This window comes from Aminobacter aganoensis (genome assembly GCF_014206975.1).
GTDB classification, from domain to species: domain Bacteria; phylum Pseudomonadota; class Alphaproteobacteria; order Rhizobiales; family Rhizobiaceae; genus Aminobacter; species Aminobacter aganoensis.
Genome location: NZ_JACHOU010000035.1, coordinates 1 through 18658, shown reverse-complemented (window position 1 = coordinate 18658; position 18658 = coordinate 1). Strand labels below are relative to the sequence as shown.

Below are 18658 nucleotides of genomic sequence, written 5' to 3'. Positions count from 1 at the left end.
ACGAGCACCTCGCCCTCGCGCGGACCCTCCAGGTCCACCTCCATGATCTCGAGCGGCTTTCCGGCTCCGACGGCAACTGCGGCGCGGGTTTTCATTCTCTTCTCCAGGGTCAGATATCGAGGACGAGTTGTGTCGATTTGGCGCGCGAGCAGCAGATGGCTATCTGGTTGCCTGCGCATTTTTCCTGAGCAGTCTGGAACGTGTCCCTGTGGTCGACCTCACCACTGATTACCCTGGTCAGACAGGTGCCACATATACCCTGTTCGCATGAGAGGAGAGGGCGCAAGCCTGCTTCCTCGAGCGTCTCAGCGATGGATTTGTCGTGCTTTACAAGCAGGACTTTTCCACTTCGCGCAGCAATCACTTCGAATTCGTCTTCGCCTCGAACAAGCGCCGCGCTGAAGCTTTCGGTGTGAATGCGGTCCGGATCCACCCCACCGCGCCGGGCTGCTTCTGTCACAAAATCCATGAACCCCCGGGGGCCGCACACATACACCGCCGATTTTTGCGTAACCGACGAAAAGGCTTTCGTTGGATCGAAGCGCTGTTCGGGGCCACCATCATCAAGATGGAGATGCAGTTTCGAAGCGAATGAACTTGACGCGATTTCGTCAATGAAGGCGGCCCTTTCAATCGAGCGCGCGCACAGATGAAGAGCAAAACTGGTACCCTTGGCCGACAGACGATAGGCCATGCTCAGTATTGGGGTGATACCTATGCCGCCAGCAACCAAGACCACATGGGTATCGTCTTCAGCGAGCTCAAAGTTGTTTCTAGGTACGCCAATTCGGATGACGTCCCCGGCCTGGAACGTGGCGTGTATGGCTGCGGAACCACCCCGTGATTGAGGATCCTTCTGAATCGCGAGACGGTAGATCGAGCTGTCGGCCGGATCATTCGACAGAGAATACTGTCGAATAACGTCGCCGTTCACGAAAACGTCGATGTGCGCGCCTGCGGTGAACGGCTGGAAGGCGTCAGTGCGTGTTGGCGACAACTCCAAGCATACGATATCCTGCGCAATCACCGTCATGCGACGGATGAGGGCAAACGAAGTACCTATATGTGCGATTTTCATCAGAAGCAGTTTCCAGGTCCAAGACCCCGGCGTCGCGGGTCGCTCATCTGGAAATGGTAGGTGGGGCTTATGAATTTCGGAAATTGGAATTTTGGAGGCCAGATATCTATGAGGCCGATAGGTCAGCTCGCAGCTGTGTATCTTTGATTGGCGACTGCAACCACCTGTTCTCGCAGCCAGTGAAGACCAGGATCGCGATCATGTGAGCGGCGCCACTGCAATACGTCTGTCATTATGGGCAGTTCAAACGGAACACTGACCGTTCTGATGGGAAGATACGAAGTCGCGCGATTTGCCAGATCCTTTGGCACAAGAGCGAGAAACTCGGTTCCCACCAATGCATCAGGCAACAATGTGAAGCTTGGAGCGGTGATCCCCGCTCTCGGTGCCCGTCCAAATTGTTTCAAGAACCAGGATTCGATGAACGTTGTTCTCTCGCTAAAGGCTTGGGCATGGCGGGCTTCCAGAAACTCCTCCAAGGAAATCGACTTTCCTATGCGTTCGTTGCCCTTCCAGACGATGCAAGTGTAAGAATTGGGAGGCAAAGGCTCGAAGTGGCAATCCTCAAGCATGAAACGGTCGGGGATGATCAACAGGTCGATATCGGTCTTGAAAAATCGGGTGCTCGGCCCGCGGTAGAATATATCCACGGACGGCGCATTTTCCCGAAGTGCAGAGATGATATCAAGAATCAAGGTCGCCCAGACGTAATCTGAACAGGCTATAGTAAATTGACGATCCGAAGTCGCGGGATCGAAGGCGCTTCTCATCGACAAGAGGCGCTCTGTATCCGAAAGGATAGCGCGTAAAGGCACGATGAGTTCTTCTGCAAGCGGCGTAAGCGCCATGCTACGACCGCTTCTGACAACCAGCTCATCGTCGAAGTGCTCACGTAGACGAGAGAGAATACCGCTGGTAGCAGATTGACTGAGGCAAAGCCGCTCCGATGCACGGGTAATATTCTGATGCGTAAGGATTGCGTCCAAGGCAACCAGCAGGTTCATGTCCAGGTGCCGGAATCGCAAAGTCCGCTCCAATGAGGTTGAGGTTTGCGACACCATAACTCATCTCCTTGACGCAGGCCACAAAACGCCAAGCGGCGCCGCAGACCAAGTCCGCGGCACCGCATGTCTAACAGGACCGTTCAGCTCGCTTGTTCTGCCTGCAGCCGGGCCTCCACGACGCGTCTGGCTCGAACAGCAGGGCCATCCGTCTGTAGCAACACAGGATTGAGTGACATTAGCTCGCTGTTGTCGATCATGCGCTGCTGGGCTTCGATGACCGGCTTGTCCTCGTCGTCGAAAACGGCGACTCCCACGCGGAGGAGTTGTTCGCTCAATGCCACATCTTCCTGCCGAAAATCGCGCGACATCGCCCAAAAATAATGTGTGGTGCAATCGGTTTCGGGCGTGAGCAGGTGCGACGTTGGTATTGACAATCCCTCTTCAACTGGGCGTCCGACACCGGTCATGCCGACATCGAGAAGAAGCAGCGAAGGCGATGACCAACGCATAAAGTTCCGATGGTCACCGCGCTGATCCGAGGGGTAGCCGAGCATCTGGAAGTATTTGTTGGGGTATTGGTTGGGACGAGAGAACTTTGCCCAGACTTCGTGATCGGCTGGCTCTTTCTCCGGCTCGAAACGTGGCGGCCCCTCAGCGTTGGCAAACATAGGGTGGATATACTGGCCGTGGCTGAGATCGAGCAGGTTATCGGAGATCAGCTGATAGTTGGCTCTGACATGCAGGTAGCTGGAGACGGTCTGGAAACTGGGGTCTGTCAACACGCTGAAGTCAGCGATGAGGCTTTCGTCTGCACGCTCGGCCTCACCAAGCCAGAGCCAGGCGATACTATGTTTTTCAACCACCTTGTAAGCCTTAACGCGGGCTGCGCGCGGTATTTTGCCGTCCCCATGAGGATTTAGGGTGCAGGCGCCCGACGCATCGAAGCAGAGACCATGATAAGCGCACTCAACGATGTCTCCCTTGAGCTTGCCAAGATGCAACGGTACGAAGCGATGCGGGCAACGGTCTTCGAGCGCTGCGACTTCCCCGGACTCCGTACGATAAAATACAATCTTCTCGTTGGCGATCGTCCTGGCAAGCATGTCACGAGTAATTTCGTGTGACCAAGCCGCCGCGTACCAAGTGTTCTTGATGTAAGCCATGGACTCCTCTCTGGCTCTATTATTGGATAGGTCCTAGGGAGCAGTCTGGCATCGTCGGTAGGATCCGAAAAATCGTGAATTCCAATGGCTACTATCGCAAACTCCGCTGATTGGTCGGACCAGGTGGGATACAATATGCAAGAGGTGCGGCGGGGATACTGTCTGCCATAGGTGTCATGGATGAACGTTAAGCGCTGATCGCGTTCGGGGCAATGTCCCAGAAAACGCGATTGAAGATCGTTCGGCTCCTGGTGAAGGCCGGGCCGGAAGGCATGGCCGCAGGCTTCATTGCGGAAGCCGCAGGGGTCTCCCCGTCGAACGTCTCGTTCCACCTCAAGGAACTGGAGCGGGGCGGCGTGGTCACCGCCCGCTGGGACGCGCGCTCCATTGTCTACTCGGCAGACTACCAGGCCTTGAGTGGCTTGATCCGCTTTCTGTTGGAGGACTGCTGCGCAGGCAATCCGGCCATCTGCCAGCCAGCCCTTGCGACGGCCTGCTGTTAAATTGGACGACGGAAATCATGTCGGCATTCGAACGCTACCTGACCCTCTGGGTCGCGCTCTGCATTTTCGTGGGCATATCCCTGGGCCATCCACGCCATCGGCGCCGCCGAGATCGCCAAGGTGAACATCCCGGTCGCCGCCCTGATCTGGCTGATGATCACCCCGATGCTGGTGAAGATCGACTTCGCCGCCATGGGAGAGGTCGGCCGGCATTGGCGCGGGATCGGGGTCACGCTGTTCATCAACTGGGCGGTGAAGCCGTTCTCGATGGCGCTGCTTGGCTGGCTTTTCATCGGCTGGCTCTTCCGCCCCTACCTGCCGGTCAACCAGATCGATTCCTACATTGCGGGCCTCATCATCCTTGCGGCGGCCCCTTGCACGGCCATGGTCTTCGTGTGGACCAACCTGACCAGGGGCGAACCGCATTTCACGCTGTCACAGGTGGCGCTCAACGACGCCATCATGGGGTCGCTTTCGCGCCGATCGTCGGCCTGCTGCTCGGCCTGTCCGCGATAACGGTACCGTGGGACACACTCGTCCTGTCGGTTATTCTCTACATCGTCATTCCGGTGATCATTGCGCAGGTCCTGCGTCGGCGACTGCTCGCCTTGGGTGGACAGAAGGCGCTTGAGCCTGCTTCATACGCTCCAGCCGCTCTCCCTCGTGGCATTGCTGGCGACACTGGTCCTGCTGTTCGGCTTCCAGGGCGAGCAGATCATCGCCCAACCGGCGATCATCGCGCTGCCGGCCGTGCCGATCTTGATCCAGGTCTACCTGAATTCAGGCCTGGCCTATCTGCTCAACCGCATCTGTGGCGAGCAGCATTGCGTTGCGGGTCCTTCGGCGCTGATCGGCGCATCCAACTTCTTCGAACTGTCGGTGGCGGCCGCCATCAGCCTGTTCGGCTTCAGGTCCGGCGCGGCTCTGGCAACCGTCGTCGGCGTGCTGGTCGAGGTGCCCGTGATGCTGTCGGTCGTGTGGATCGTGAACCGCAGCAAGGGCTGGTACGAGCGGGGATCCGCCGTGTCCGCCGCCAAATCAAGCGAAAGGATCACCTGATGGACGTCACCATATACTACAACCCCGGTTGCGGCACGTCCCGCAACGCGCTTGCGCTCATCCGCAATGCGGGGGTCGAGCCCGTGGTCATTGAGTACCTGAAAACGCCGCCAACACGCGCGGTGCTTCAGGAGCTGATTTCCAAAGCGGGCCTGAACGTACGAGAAGCCGTCAGGCAGAAAGGAACGCCCTATGCGGAACTGGGCCTGAACGATCCGACGCTGGCCGACGACCAGCTTTTGGATGCCATGATCGAGCATCCGATCCTCATCAATCGGCCGTTCGTTGTCACGCCATGGGGCGTGCGCCTCAGCCGACCTTCAGATATCGTGCTCGCCATCCTACCGCTTCCCCAGAAGGGACCGTTCTACAAGGAGGATGGCGATATGCTGATCGATGCGGAAGGGAACCGCGTTGAGTGACGTGCCCAACATACAGTGAGCCCTTGAGGGCTGCTCAGCGGCAATTTGCAGAAGCTGCCTAATCGCTAGACTAGAGGCCGATGCTCTTCAAATAGCCCAGCTTTCGATCCCGCACCGTTTTTCCAGGCGCGGGATCGATGAACTAACTCCAGGTCCATTGCCGCATTGGAGCAGGAACTACCCTAAGCACGTTTTCCTAACGCTGGCGCGCCCGTGCATCTTGTTATAGCGACTTCTAGTCGACCCGTTAACTCCATGCCAGCGTTTATGCCGAACGCTAGGTTCGCTCTGACGCAGCTGTACTCTTGGCCTTCATCCACGCGGGCGGTTCGCCATTGAAGCCGCCTACGAGCGCGTTGCGGCAGTTGCATGTGCGCTCGATCGAAAGTGCCGAGATCGCCTCGATCAATGTCTTTTCGATCAGATCGTGCAGGCCTTCCTTGTAGTAGATCTCGTTCATGCTGCCAGGGCCAAAATGTACAACGGCTGGCGCCATTCCGGACCCGAAATTGATGACCGGCGCTATTGAGGCGAAGCACATCTCAGCCTCCCGCGCGAATATGACTTCGGGAACCAGCGGCGTGCCGACGATGTCCCCACCCTCGAGCTGATGAGCCCGGATTTCGGCCGGCGTTTCGAAGCGCGGCCCCTCAGTGCAAACGAAGGTGCCGCGCTCGATGACCCGATTGCTGAATTTGTTTGCAGCAGCAATCAACTCGGTGCGCAGCCGAGGGCAGAATGGATCGGTGAAATCAACCCGTACCCAACACTCGCTGTCGTCGAAGAGTGATAGCGCCCGGGACTTCGTCCTGTCGAGGAAGTCGTCGGAAACGACAATGTCGCCCGGCCGAATGGCTGGATTTACAGAACCAATAGCGTTTTGAGAGACTATGGATTCGACGCCGAGCTCACGCAATGCCCAGATGTTGGCATGGTAATTAATCTTGTGGCTCGGCAAGGTGAGTTTTTCGCCGTAACGAAGTACCACGGCAGTCTCTCGTCCACCTATTTTGCCTAGCAAGACCGGCGCCTCGCCCCACGGCGTTGCAATCATTTCCGCTCGCCGGTCCTGAAGGAGGTTCTCGGAGGCAGCACTGGTAATCAGGCCGACAGGAGCTTCATGCATCATATACTTCCTTATTTACTGCAAGTGACTGATAGTGTTTGTGTATTGCTCTTCGAGCTGCCGCCTCGTCGACCAACGTGAACTGGCCATCGTCGAAGACGGTTCTGCCCGCGATCATGACGCTGCGCACATGCTGCGGGCCGGCGCGATAGACGATGTCGGAAAGGACGCGTTCTGGCGTCAGCCCGAGAGGGTGATCGAGTGCAAGAACGACGAGATCTGCTTCCTTACCAGCTTCGAGACTGCCTATGTCATCATCCCAGCCAAGAACGCGGGCGCCTTCAATAGTTGCCATGGAGAAGGCGTCGGCAGCTCCCATGATGGAGCCTTCGAGCGAGACCGCACGTTGCAGAAGGACCGAAAACTTCATCTCCTGGAAAAGGTCGAGACAGTTATTGGAGAGCGTGCTGTCCGTGCCCAGGCCAACCGGAATCCCATGCCGTCTTAGAGCGGGCACCGGAGCGACGCCGCTCGCAAGCTTGGCATTGCTCGCAGGATTATGCGCAACGCCAGCGCCACTTGTGGCAAGCATGCCCATGTCATCATCATCGAGCCACACGCAATGTGCCAGTATCGCTCGGCGATCCAATACGCCGAGACTGTGGAGCCAGGCGAGCGACGATTTTCCATGTTGTTCAAGGATCATCTCGTTCTCGCGACGGTTTTCGGCGAGATGGATGACAAAAGGCAGATCGAGAGCTTCGGCCTCGCGCTTTATCTGGATGAGGAGTTGAGGGGTGCAGCTATAAGGTGAATGCCCGCCGAGGTAGAACCGACATAGACCGTTCCCTGCGTGGACGTTCATTGCCTCCTTGGTTTCCTGGAGCGCCAGCGGCCAGTTCGGCCGACCGTTTAGCCGCAACTCCGGTGAATTTGCCAAGGCGCCGCTGAGCGAGCGCATGCCGATTTCGCTGGCAACCGATGCAAATACTCCGGCTCCGTAACGGGTGCAGTCGCATGCGGTCGTGATGCCGTTGCGCACCATTTCCAGCGTGGCCAGCGTACAGCCGCGTCGATTGTCTTCGATCGTAAGCGAAGACGTATGGGATGCAAGCGCGGCAGCCCACTGGAACAAGTCCCCATCGTCACAGCAGCCACGATGCGTCGAGAGGCCGCCATGCGCATGCGTGTTGACGAGACCGGGAATGACAACCCTTCCGCCGAGATCCATCCGATTGGCCGTCACAGCCTCCGGAGGCAACGCGGAACAGGAGCCAACCCAGGCAATTTTAGAACCCTGGATCAGGATCGCGCCGTCCTTGATGAAGCCGTTCGGCAGCCCGGTGCAGACAAATGCGTTGTGGAGGAGAGTACGCATGTCAAATCTCCATCACGAAACAACGGTCTTCCAGCGAAAGACTGATAACCTCCGAAAGGGTCCCCGCAGCTACGACCTTGCTGTTGGAGACGTGCAATGGAGCGTCGTGCCCAGGCACGACGACGTCAGCCATGCCGGCAATGCGCTGGATGCTCGCCTTGGCCGCAGCAGCATCGAAAGCACCAACCGAGGTTTGCGTCTCGATCTCGCCGCGATGCTTGATCGCATCCTGCGCGAGAACGACACACTTTCCCTCTATGGACAGGACAAGAGATGCATGGCCGCCGGTATGCCCCGGCGTCCGGATCATGCGAATGCCCGGCAAGACGTCGAGTTCGCCGGAAACGAGTGAAAGTTGCGGGCTACGCAACAAGCCCTCGACCTGGAACAGCGGAATGGCACGATCATCTGCCTTGTGCTCGTCGAAATAGGCAAGCTCGGTTTCGTGAAGAACCACCTCCGCCTTCGGGAAGCACTCGACATTGGCGACATGGTCGAAGTGGAGGTGCGACAGCACGACCGTTCTAATATCGGTCGGCGTCAGGCCGCGCCGGGCAAGCGCATCCAGAACACCGGGTCGATCGCCGGCGCCGCCCGTATCAAACAATGCATGACCATCCCTTGTGTGAAGAAGCACGGTCGTGCTCCAGCCAAGGAAGCCACGCGGTGTCCGTCCTGGGAAACCGGAGAGCAGGATTTCATAGCTTGGCTCGGCCATCAGGAATCCACCTGCCTCAGACGTGGGTCGAGCAGATCCCGCAACCGATCACCAGAAAGATTGATACCAACCACGGTGAAAAAGATCGCAAAGCCGGGCACCGTCGCCACCCACCAGGCGTTTCCGACGTAGTTGCGGCCTTCCGAAATCATCGTTCCCCAAGTCGGCATTTCGGGCGGCACGCCAAGGCCAAGAAAGCTCAGGGAAGATTCGAACAGGATCATCTTGGCAACGAGCAGGCTCGAGATGACGATCACGGAAGACATGACGTTAGGCAGCAGGTGACGCATCAGGATCATCGGAACCGAGATGCCCATCGTCTGTGCAGCCTGGATGAATTCTCGTTCACGCAGGACCAGGGATTCCGCACGCACAACGCGGGCATACTGCACCCAATTGGTCAGCCCAAGGATCACGACGATGTTCCAGAGGCTAGGCCCAACCACAGCGGCCATCGCAAGCGCCAGGACAAGAAACGGTATGGCAAGCTGGATATCCGTAATGGCCATGAGAATACGGCCTGCATATCGATCCTCGTAGCCGGCGATCAGGCCGAGCGTGACACCTATTGTTCCCGAGATGATGACCGAAGCGACCCCGACGAGAAGCGAAACGCGCGCGCCGGCGATCAAGCGGCTGAAGATATCTCGGCCAAGCGCATCGGTTCCGAAAAGATGGAGCCCCCCCTCGCCGCGCCATAGCGGTGGCTTCAGGCGTTGCATGATGTCCTGCGCTTCGGGATCAAATGGCATGAGCCAGTGGCCAAACAAGGCCGCGAACACGACAATCAGCACCAGCGCGAGACCGAAGGTTGCGAGGCGGCTATCCAGGTATCGCCTGAGGAAAAGGATCATTTGCTCTTCCTCAAGCGTGGATCGAGCAAGCCATAAGACAGGTCTACGAGAAGATTGACGGTAACGATCGTGACGGCCATGACGAGCACGAAAGCCTGCACGACGGTAAAGTCGCGGTTTGCAATCGCCTGGATCGCAAGCCTGCCGATACCGGGATAAGCAAAGACTTCCTCGGTGATGACGGCACCGCCCAGCAACGCACCGACCTGAAGTCCGATTACGGTCAGGGTCGGGATCGCGGCGTTGCGAAGCGCATGCTTGAATATGATGCTTCCTTCGCTCATGCCTTTGCCGCGCGCGGTGCGGATGTAGTCGGACTGAAGAACTTCGATCATCGACGAGCGCAGCAATCTGGTGATGATCGCCGTCGAATAGGTCGCAAGCACGATTGCCGGCATCAAGAGATTTTGCCATCCGCCTCGTCCCGATGGCGGCAGAACATGAAGTGTTTCGGAAAAGAGCAGGATCAGCATGATCGCAAGCCAGAATGCCGGAAAGCTCTGGCCAATAAGGGATACGAGAAGACTTGCCCGATCGAGCGCTGATCCGCGCCAGGCAGCAGCAAGGATGGCAAGCGGTATCGACACGACCAGCGACAGTGCAAGCGCCATGCCGCTGAGTTCAAGAGTGGCAGGGACCCGCTCCAGGACGAGTTGCATCGCCGGCTGCTCGTAACGCAGTGACATGCCGAAATCGCCCTGGAGCGCCCTGGAGATGAAGTCGAGATATTGAACGACGAGAGGGCGGTCGAAGCCCATGAGATGGCGGAACCGCTCGATCTCTTCCACCGACGCTTCAGGTGGCAGAAACAGAGCGGATGGATCTCCGCCGAGCCGGATCAGGAAGAATACGGCAAGCGAGACGCCGAAAACCACGGCGATCGCATACAATATTCGAGATGTTAGGAAAGAGGACAAAGTCGCGACCGCTCCATCGGCAAGGTTGCTCAGACTTCCGTGGCCAGGATGCCACGTAGCATCGAAGATCAGTTGAAGCTCGCCTCGCGCAGGTCGATCATGCTGTCGGTACGCGGCTTCCAATTCAGCTTGCTGTTGAGGCCATAGATCAGCGGCGGCTGGATCATCGGCAGATGAGGCGCCTCGTCCTTCATTATGACTGCTGCCTCTTCGTAGATCGCCTTGCGCTGGGCCGCATCAATTGTCGCTCCGCCTTCATCCAGCAGCCGGTCAAGTTCGGGATTGCTGAAATAGCTCTGGTATTGGCCCGTCTTCAGCAAAGGGAACCAGACCAGATTGGGATCGCGCCCGCTCCATCCCGGGAAGGTGATGCCTTCCCTGCCCTTCTTCTCAGAAATCTGGCCCCAAACGCCGGGCTCAAGATACTGAATGTCGGCCTTGATGCCGACCTTTCGAAGAAAGCCGGCGGTCGCTTCAACGATTTCGCTGTCCTTCAGGAAACGACCCTTGCGAGTCATCAACGGGATGGAGAACCCATCAGGATATCCGGCTTCTGTCAGGAGCTGCTTTGCCTTTTCGGGGTCGTAAGGATAGGGCGTCCATTCGGAATTGTAGGCAAATCCGTTCGCCGGGAGAGTGAGGGCAATGCGATTGCCCGTGCCATTGAGCAAGGCCTGCTGAATGGCATCGACGTCCACTGCATAGTTGATCGCCTGGCGGACGCGCTTGTCCTTGAGCGGTGTGTCACGCGTTGTGTCGAAGGCCAGGAAGTAGAGGAAGTCGCTCGAGACGGTTTCGACCTTGGTATCTCCGCCTTCGAGCGAAGAAACATCCTCGGGCGGGATATCGACAGCAATGTCCGCGCCTCCGCTTTTCAGCTCCGCGATGCGCGTGCGTGTTTCCTTGATGGGACGGAAAACGACCCGCTCGATCTTTGGCTTGTCGCCCCAGTAGTCCGGGTTGGCTTCGAGAACGACTTCCTCGTCCTTCACCCATTTGACGAATTTGTAGGGGCCCGTACCTACAGGGGCCGCTCCCAGCGCGTCGCCGTTCTTTTCCTGCGTATATGTCGGTGGAACGATCAGTGCGGGAAACGATGCTTCGTAAAGCGACAGCAGCATCGTCGGGAAGGGCTTTTCTGTCTTGAGGTCAACCGTGTAGTCGTCCACAACTTCGACCGATTTGATGGCTGCGATGCGGGAGTAGTAAGGCGCCTTGAAATTCGGATCGAGCGCGCGGTCGAAAGTGAACTTCACCGCTTGTGAATTGAACGGTTCGCCATTGTGGAACTTGACGCCTTCACGCAGCTTGAAGCGCCAAGTCAGAGGATCCGGATTGCTCCATGATGTCGCCAGCGCTGGGACCAACTCTCCCTTCCCGTCCATGGTGACGAGACCATCGTAGATCTGGAACAGGATGTTTGCTGTCGGGAAAGCCGAGTGCTTCGCCGGATCCATGGAATAGGCGTCAGCCGGCTGGGCCACGACAAGCGTCCCTGCTTCTCCGGCAGCCGCGATCAAAGGCAAGTTGCCGGCGAGCGTTGTCGCCACAGTGGCAAGCAGGAAGCTGCGTCTAAGAATGTGTTTCATAAGTTCACCCTTCTTTGTGCTCTTTCGGGAGCTTGTTATGCTGCGGCAACCACTGAGGCAGCCTTGTTGCTGATCAGCCTCATATCACGTCATCCCCTCGGCCCTCGCCTCCTGGAACGGCGATTGCCATGAAGTTCTCCAAACGATCAATTCGCATAGTCAGATGCTGGTGTGTCTTGCGAACGGGCAGTGCTTCGCCGGTTTGAAGGTCAATGGCCCTAACTGCGTCGGTCTTCACCGTGATTTCGAACCCAGCCAGCGGCGTAAGTTCGGTCAAACCCTTCGTTCGTGTGGTCGCCCCGTTGAGTGCATGCAGCACCATGCCATTCGAGTGCTCATAGCAAATGAGCTCGACCGCCGAGGACGCGGTTGTACTCACTGGCGCAGAACCGGCCACGGTTTCGAGCAAGACGCCGAACAGTTGCCGATACTCGGGCATGGAGAAGCGGTGGTATAGGGACCCTATGCGCCAGGGCAGCCACATCGCTTTGCCCAGACCGAACTCGCGTTCGATCAGTCCCGGTGCTGTGCCCGGGCCGTCCACAAGCGTGAATTCCGGTGCGTTGTTCGGGAAGGGACCAATCAACCGAAGATCGATACCGTTTCCGCTTTCCGAGGAAAAAGGTATCCAGAAGTCTCCCGCTGCAGCGACATGAGGAATGCCTTCAAGTACGCTTCGGAAACTCGCATCGGACAAGGCGAAATAGGCGCCGTCCACGCTATGGCTTCCTCCGGGAATTCCCGGCAAACAACCAAGCGATGGGTTTGAGCGCCCAACGCCGTTCTCATCGCAGGCTGCAAGATCGGCGCTGGCGATCAGCTTGCCACCATTACGGACATAAGTGTCGAGCGTGTGTGTATCGTCGTCCGAAAGACAATGGATAGCGGGCAGCAGGATTGCCTCGTAGCGCTCGAGCTCAGCAAAACGCAGGCTGCCGGCCACCACTATGTCGCAGGGGTAGCGGAGATCGGTAGCCATTTCGAAAAACCCACGAAACTCCGCAACATGGCCGCAGCCATCAGGCGCACCCGCCGGCCGCCCGGCATCCGGTCCCCAGAGACGGCTTGCTTCGGATTTGACGATCGCGATGCGCGCGATCGAACGCAAGCCTTCGTACCACCTTGCCTGCCCGGCTTGATAAAGCCCGAGTTCTTGCAGAGCCGGGACGAAGCGAGGATCGTCCTGCTTGAGCAACCCGTTGACGGCCGGGGCCGTGCTCGCCCCATGTGCCGCAGCCTGGATCAGATTGTGGACCAAACGCGCGTCCGGCATCGCCGTCTGACGACTGGCAAAGGCTTCCGAGGTGGTCTGGATGAGAAGCGGGGCGTTGCCCGGTTTGAGGGCGCGAGCCGTCAATGCTTCTTCTGCTGCCCAGTGGTTCCATGCCGGCTGCGGGTCGACCGGGTTTGGCATGACCGGATTGGAAATCTGAGATCCTATGATGTCACTGACTTCGGACATCCGGGCGATGTCCCAACCGTCATGAACATGATGATAGGGCACCAGCGCGGCCTCCGATTTTCGCTCGCGGATGAAGTTGCGCACGCGGCCCATGTAGTCGGCCAGGAAATCCTGGCGCCAGGTCTCGTAGGCCGGAGAACGAACACCGTGGTGCGGGATCTTCTGGCCGGTTGCCTCGTAAACCATCGAGACGCAGCGTGGGCAATGACACCTCGGCACATGCAGGTAGTTGAAGAAGAACCCGTCCACATCCAGATAGCTGGCCAGAATCTCGTCCAGGATCGCGAATGTTTCGTTTTGCCAGAATGGGCCAGTCGCGCAGATCTGCGGCATCGACCAGACGGAACTGATGCTGCCGTCCTCACGTTGAACGAACCAATCAGGGTGGACAAGTTCCATGCCTTCCCGGCCCTTGGAAATATCCATGCGGACCAGCACGCGAACACCTTCAGGCTTCGCGGCTTTCAGAAAAGCGCCGAGGAAATCGAACGACAGATGCGGGTTGATCTGTTGCGAGGAAAGTCTGGTCGGATACCAGGCGGAAAATCCTCCCCCCATCGCAATGCAGCCGTTTGCGCCAACACTTTTGATCTCTGCGATCAAATCGTTCACGTCGAGATCGATCGCATCCGCCTCACGCAGCAGATGCTGGAAGAATCTGACGGGGCGACGTGTCCAGTCTAGTGACATGCACAGCCTCCCATGATGCGGGAACGCATGCGTCGGATCGGCAGTTCAAGTCCGTTCGTTGCCATATAGGCGTTCCGGTTGTCGTGCTGCCGCCTTTGAGACAAGGCCTGCGCCTCTTCCCAGAGTTCGGACTCGTCGATTTGAGTTGCCCGGCCATCCTTCTGCGCGATCCGCCCAGCAATCATGACCATTGCGAGGGCGGAACCGGTTTCCGCCAACACAAGCTGGCGAACAGCGTCGTTAAGCGGCGCGAAGGCGGGCGAGGCAATGCGGAAGAACGCCAAGTCGGCCGCGTGACCAACTGCGATCCTGCCGGTTACGCCTTCCAATCCGACTGCGTCTGCGCCGCCTATGGTTGCCAAGGACAATGCCCGATGCGGGCCGGTCCAATGGGCTTCATCCTGCGAAAGCGAATTGTGCAGGATGGCGGCCCATTTGACCGCCTCCAGTAGATTGTTGCTGTCGTTGCAGCACGCGCTGTCGGTGCCAAGCCCGACACGCACGCCGACGCGCAACAATTCTGGCAGGGGGCAGAAACCGCTTCCGAGCCGAGCATTTGAAATCGGATTGTGGATGATGCTTGCACCCATCCGAGCAATTGTCTCCGCGTCGTCCCGCTCCAGCCAGATCGAATGGACAAGATTGGTACGCGGCGTGAGAGCACCCAGATCCTTGAGGTGGGCAATCATGCCGCGGCCATAGAGCCGAAATCCCATCTCGCGCTGAGTTCTGGTCTCCAACACATGCGTGTGGAGCAGCGTATCGTTGCGCCTGCTGAAATCCGCGGCGGCTGCCAGCAGGTCGTCAGAACAGCGCTGTGGCCCCGAGGGGCCAATCGCCACACGAATTCGGCCGCCATCGGCTTCGTGCCAGCGCTGAAAGAAATTCTCGGCAATGTCCATCTGTGTTGTTGCCGGCAGCGGCTGGCGGCGGCCGTAAGCTGACAGGTCGATGTCTTCGAGGTCCTCTGCTTCGAAGGGCATCGTCTCGACGATCATACGATCCGACACCACTGGCGCTATCGTGGCGCGCATGCCGCTGTCCCGCCAGGCCCTGGCGACGGCGTCAAGCGCTTCACAGTCTATGTCGGGCGAGATACGTACGTGATCCAGAACGCTTGTCGTGCCGGTCCTTATCATTTCGACAGCACCAAGCATCGTTGAAACATATATCTCGCGCGCCGTGCGGCTCTCGCGTCCGGCTGATGAGGAAAGAGACCAAAGTTCAAGCGGCAGATCGCCTGTGGTTCCACGGATCAAATTGTCGGGAGAGTGGCTATGGCAGTTGACGAGACCAGGTATGGCGATGAGGCCCGTAGCATCGATGGTTTCACAATCGCTTGGAATGGTGGAACCGGGCTCGTGCAACCCGGCAATGAGGCCGTTCCTGACCTCGATGGAACGTCGATGCGCCACCCATTGGTGGGCCGACTCCAGCAGACAAAGTGCATTGTTCAACCAGATGGCTTTCACGCCGATTCCATTCTTCACGTTCTCTGGCCGGTTACGGCTCTTTCCCTTTCTTTGCGGAACGGAAGGGCAAGTTGAATACGGCTTTTTGGAAAAAATCATTTTCCAGTTCCCGCGGCTCGATGGTCCACATCGCCTCTGGACGCCACGTCAATTGCTGTATGGTAGCCCAAAAGCGGCTGATAGCCGGCGATTGCCCCATTTCGGTGAAGCTGGTTATCAACTTGCCTAGAAAATGAGCGGGAACATATTCCAGAGTTGAACAAGTTTCAGGACATACTGGCATTCGTGCGCGTTGCGGAATTGGGCAGCTTTACGTCGGCTGCCCGCACGCTGAGCTTTTCGACTTCCGCAGTCACCAAAAGCATCACGCGTCTGGAAGAGGATCTGGGTGCTCAACTGTTTCATAGAACGACGCGCCGGATGCATCTGACTGAATATGGTTCCGAGTTCTACGAGCGTTGCCGGAAAATCCTGCAAGATATGGACGATGCGGAGGCAGCGGTGCGCGAGCGCAGTATTGCGCCAAGCGGACTTGTGCGGATCGCACTGCCCCCGTCGTTCGGTCGGCGGACAGTCATCCCGGCACTTGCAGGTTTCTACCAGCGCTATCCCGACGTGACCCTCGAACTCTCCATGAAGCACCAGACCGCGAATCCTATCGAAGGCGGTTACGATCTGGTCGTGCACTCCGGGCGGTTGGCCGACTCGCGCCTCATCAATCGAATTCTCCTGCGTGGCCCGCAGAAGACGGTGGCGTCGCCCGCCTATCTTGAAAGTCACGGCAGACCTGAAACGCCAGACGATCTGCTTGGGCACAACTGCCTCGTCGGCGGCTTCGGCTCCAACTGGCACTTCAAGGGCCCAGGTGGAGAAGATCATGTCGTCCGCGTCGCGGGTAGCCTCGTGACCGACAGCGGGGACATCCTCCGCGAAGCTGCCGTGGCCGGCATTGGAATATCGCAGGCGACCTGGTGGATTTTTCGCGAAGACCTCGAAAGCGGTGATCTGGTCTCGCTTCTCGACGATTTCGAGATCGAGGCCGACCCGATTTCTATCGTCTTTCCAGCCCATAGGCGGACGCCGGTCAAGGTTCGCGCAGTCGTAGACTTTCTTTTGCAAATAACCCGCAATCGTTTCTGATTGCCAAAGGACCATCAAATGCTAGCAATCGCTTCCACCGGACAAGGGCTGAAAACAGCAGTGCCAGTCCTGTCCGTTTCCAACCTGACGACCTCCTTCAGGATCGACGGAGGATGGCGGCAGGTGGTCCGCAATGTGTCGTTTGATGTTGCGCCGAAAGAGACCTTGGCAATCGTCGGGGAGTCGGGCTCTGGCAAGAGTGTCACCTCGCTTTCAATCATGCGGCTCTTGCCGAAACACACGAGCCGTATCGAAGGATCGATAACGCTTGGCGGTTCAGAGATATCAAAACTGTCCGATAGGCAAATGCGCGAGGTGCGCGGCCGCGACGTGGCGATGATCTTCCAGGAACCTATGACCAGTCTCAACCCGATCTTCACCGTTGGTGACCAAATCGCCGAAGCATTGCTTTGCCACAATCGGTCACTGGCACGTGCGGACGCCAAAAACGAGGCACTTCGCCTCATGGACAAGGTCCAGATCGCATCAGCCGCCTCCCGCTACAGTGAGTATCCGCATCAGTTTTCCGGCGGAATGCGGCAGCGGGTCATGATCGCCATGGCGCTTGCAAGTCGCCCGAAGCTTCTCATTGCGGATGAGCCAACAACAGCGCTCGATGTCACCATCCAAGGACAGGTGCTGGATTTGATAAAGGGATTGCAGGATGAAGAGGAAATGTCGGTTCTTTTCATTACGCACGACATGGGCGTGGTGGCCGAGATGGCCGACCGGACCGTGGTGATGTATCGCGGGGAGAACATCGAGACTGCCGAAACGTCGAAAATCTTCAAGCATGCCTCTCACCCTTACACCCGTGCATTGCTTTCTTCGGTTCCAACGCTCGGCTCGATGAGCGGTCAAATGCAGCCTCTGCGATTTCCGCTTGTCGACATGAAAAGCGGGAAATCCAGTCCCGCTCCGCAGTCAACAAACACGGTTTCAGCAGACAAGCGTCCAGTTCTGGAGGTCCAGAATCTCACGACGCGCTTTGACGTGCACAGTGGATCGCTGGGCAAGCTCTCCGGTCGCGTTCATGCCGTCGAAAACGTCTCGTTTTCCATACAGCCTGGGGAGACCTTGTCGTTGGTCGGAGAATCCGGATGCGGCAAATCCACCACAGGCCGCACGATCATGCGGCTGCTGCGGCCGTCGTCCGGATCTGTTCTGGTCGATGGCAAGGACATCATGTCATTGGAACGGCAAGAACTCCGCGAGATGCGGCGCGGTGCCCAGATGATCTTTCAGGATCCGTACGCCAGCCTCAATCCGCGCATGCGCATAGGCGACGCCATTGCGGAGCCATATCTGACGCACAAGCTGGGAACCAAGCGTGAGGCCCGGGAAAAGGTCGCCGACCTGTTGCACCGGGTCGGCCTGACAGCGGATATGGCAGACCGTTTTCCGCATGAGTTCTCCGGTGGTCAGCGCCAGCGTATCTGCATAGCGAGGGCTCTTGCCCTCGATCCGAAACTGATCGTTGCCGACGAGTCCGTATCGGCGCTCGATGTCTCCATTAAGGCGCAGGTCATCAATCTGCTTCTCGACCTTCAGGAAAGCCTTGACCTGTCGTTCCTTTTCATCTCGCACGATATGGCTGTCGTGGAACGCGTCAGCCATCGCGTCGCCGTCATGTATCTGGGCGAAATCGTCGAGATCGGGCCGCGCTCTTCGGTGTTTGAAAACCCGCAACATCCTTACACGGAAAAACTGATGGCCGCGGTGCCGATACCAGACCCGTCAAGACGCCATATCCGTCGGCATTTGCAATCCTCAGAACTGCGGTCGCCGGTGCGGCCGGTGGACTACACGCCTGTTTCACGCCGATATCGCGAGGCCTACCCCGGCCATTTCGTTCAAGTTTGAGACAATGCAGCTGAATTAGATGGCGGCAGACAGGTAGACGGGCTGCAGCGGTCGTTTCCGGTTGCCGCTGCAGCCTCTTCTGCAAGCCGTGAAAATGTTCCGCCATGTCGGAGTAACTACTACCGAAGTCCTCAGACCACCGGAGGCACCTGCTTTATCCAGGGCAAGGAGTTCAGATCGTAAGCGGGTCAGCTGTTCAACGAAACGCGCGATAGGCGAGCAAACAGCTCCCGGCTGAAAGGTTCTCCAGTGATGGCTAATCATAGTCGCTCCCCGCGCC

The 18658-nt window shown here is 58.0% G+C and carries 15 protein-coding genes and 1 pseudogene; 5 read left to right on the top strand and 11 right to left on the bottom strand.

What is annotated here, in order from left to right; all coding sequences use genetic code 11:
* Positions 1–109: 109 nt before the first annotated feature.
* The 3 genes from GGR00_RS27875 to GGR00_RS27865 form a co-directional block, all read right to left on the bottom strand.
* Positions 110–1078 carry a PDR/VanB family oxidoreductase gene (locus GGR00_RS27875; RefSeq protein ID WP_184702792.1) on the bottom strand — a complete coding sequence of 323 codons (969 nt, stop codon included), beginning with the start codon at positions 1076–1078 and terminating at the stop codon, positions 110–112.
* Positions 1079–1200: 122 nt separating this feature from the next.
* On the bottom strand, positions 1201–2082 hold the full coding sequence (locus GGR00_RS27870) for a LysR family transcriptional regulator (RefSeq protein WP_055977832.1): 882 nt from the start codon (positions 2080–2082) through the stop codon (positions 1201–1203).
* A 140-nt stretch (positions 2083–2222) separates the two neighbouring features.
* Positions 2223–3245, bottom strand: coding sequence for an aromatic ring-hydroxylating oxygenase subunit alpha (locus GGR00_RS27865; protein WP_184702790.1), 1023 nt, complete (start codon positions 3243–3245; stop codon positions 2223–2225).
* Between the two features lie 212 nt (positions 3246–3457).
* Between GGR00_RS27865 and GGR00_RS27860 the strand changes: the two genes are divergently transcribed.
* The 3 genes and pseudogenes from GGR00_RS27860 to arsC all read left to right on the top strand — a co-directional run bounded on the left by GGR00_RS27860 (position 3458) and on the right by arsC (position 5229).
* Positions 3458–3748, top strand: coding sequence for an ArsR/SmtB family transcription factor (locus GGR00_RS27860; RefSeq protein ID WP_246441725.1), 291 nt, complete (start codon positions 3458–3460; stop codon positions 3746–3748).
* A 17-nt stretch (positions 3749–3765) separates the two neighbouring features.
* Positions 3766–4807: pseudogene (gene arsB, locus GGR00_RS27855) on the top strand (ACR3 family arsenite efflux transporter).
* Positions 4807–5229 carry an arsenate reductase (glutaredoxin) gene (arsC, locus tag GGR00_RS27850; protein WP_184702788.1) on the top strand — a complete coding sequence of 141 codons (423 nt, stop codon included), beginning with the start codon at positions 4807–4809 and terminating at the stop codon, positions 5227–5229. Before arsB ends, arsC begins: the two are co-directional and overlap by 1 nt.
* Positions 5230–5506: 277 nt before the next feature.
* On the opposite strand, the gene GGR00_RS27845 is transcribed toward arsC, so the two are convergent.
* From GGR00_RS27845 to GGR00_RS27810, 8 genes are all read right to left on the bottom strand, one after another.
* Complete coding sequence (locus tag GGR00_RS27845) at positions 5507–6355, bottom strand: MTAP family purine nucleoside phosphorylase (protein ID WP_162244920.1); 849 nt, start codon at positions 6353–6355, stop codon at positions 5507–5509.
* On the bottom strand, positions 6348–7673 hold the full coding sequence (locus GGR00_RS27840; protein ID WP_055975879.1) for an amidohydrolase family protein: 1326 nt from the start codon (positions 7671–7673) through the stop codon (positions 6348–6350). The genes GGR00_RS27845 and GGR00_RS27840 overlap by 8 nt, the downstream gene beginning before the upstream one ends.
* A gap of 1 nt (position 7674) precedes the next feature.
* Positions 7675–8391 (bottom strand): MBL fold metallo-hydrolase, encoded by a 717-nt coding sequence (locus tag GGR00_RS27835; protein WP_055975876.1) that lies wholly within the window; start codon positions 8389–8391, stop codon positions 7675–7677.
* A complete protein-coding gene (locus tag GGR00_RS27830; RefSeq protein WP_184702786.1) occupies positions 8391–9245 on the bottom strand; it encodes an ABC transporter permease in 855 nt (284 codons plus the stop codon). The genes GGR00_RS27835 and GGR00_RS27830 overlap by 1 nt, the downstream gene beginning before the upstream one ends.
* Positions 9242–10285, bottom strand: coding sequence for an ABC transporter permease (locus GGR00_RS27825; protein ID WP_244487831.1), 1044 nt, complete (start codon positions 10283–10285; stop codon positions 9242–9244). Before GGR00_RS27825 ends, GGR00_RS27830 begins: the two co-directional genes overlap by 4 nt.
* Positions 10231–11751: an ABC transporter substrate-binding protein gene (locus GGR00_RS27820; protein WP_184702784.1), complete on the bottom strand. Its 1521-nt coding sequence runs from the start codon at positions 11749–11751 to the stop codon at positions 10231–10233. The genes GGR00_RS27825 and GGR00_RS27820 overlap by 55 nt, the downstream gene beginning before the upstream one ends.
* A gap of 79 nt (positions 11752–11830) precedes the next feature.
* Positions 11831–13903 (bottom strand): alpha-amylase family protein, encoded by a 2073-nt coding sequence (locus GGR00_RS27815; protein WP_184702782.1) that lies wholly within the window; start codon positions 13901–13903, stop codon positions 11831–11833.
* Positions 13894–15474 (bottom strand): amidohydrolase family protein, encoded by a 1581-nt coding sequence (locus tag GGR00_RS27810; protein ID WP_184702780.1) that lies wholly within the window; start codon positions 15472–15474, stop codon positions 13894–13896. Before GGR00_RS27810 ends, GGR00_RS27815 begins: the two co-directional genes overlap by 10 nt.
* Positions 15475–15630: 156 nt before the next feature.
* Here GGR00_RS27810 and GGR00_RS27805 point away from each other — a divergent pair, with 156 nt between their 5' ends.
* Together GGR00_RS27805 and GGR00_RS27800 are read left to right on the top strand one after the other, a co-directional pair.
* Entirely contained in the window at positions 15631–16515 is an 885-nt protein-coding gene (locus GGR00_RS27805) for a LysR family transcriptional regulator (protein WP_055975857.1), read from the top strand.
* A gap of 18 nt (positions 16516–16533) precedes the next feature.
* Positions 16534–18378 (top strand): ABC transporter ATP-binding protein, encoded by a 1845-nt coding sequence (locus GGR00_RS27800; protein WP_184702772.1) that lies wholly within the window; start codon positions 16534–16536, stop codon positions 18376–18378.
* The last annotated feature ends 280 nt before the right edge of the window (positions 18379–18658 follow it).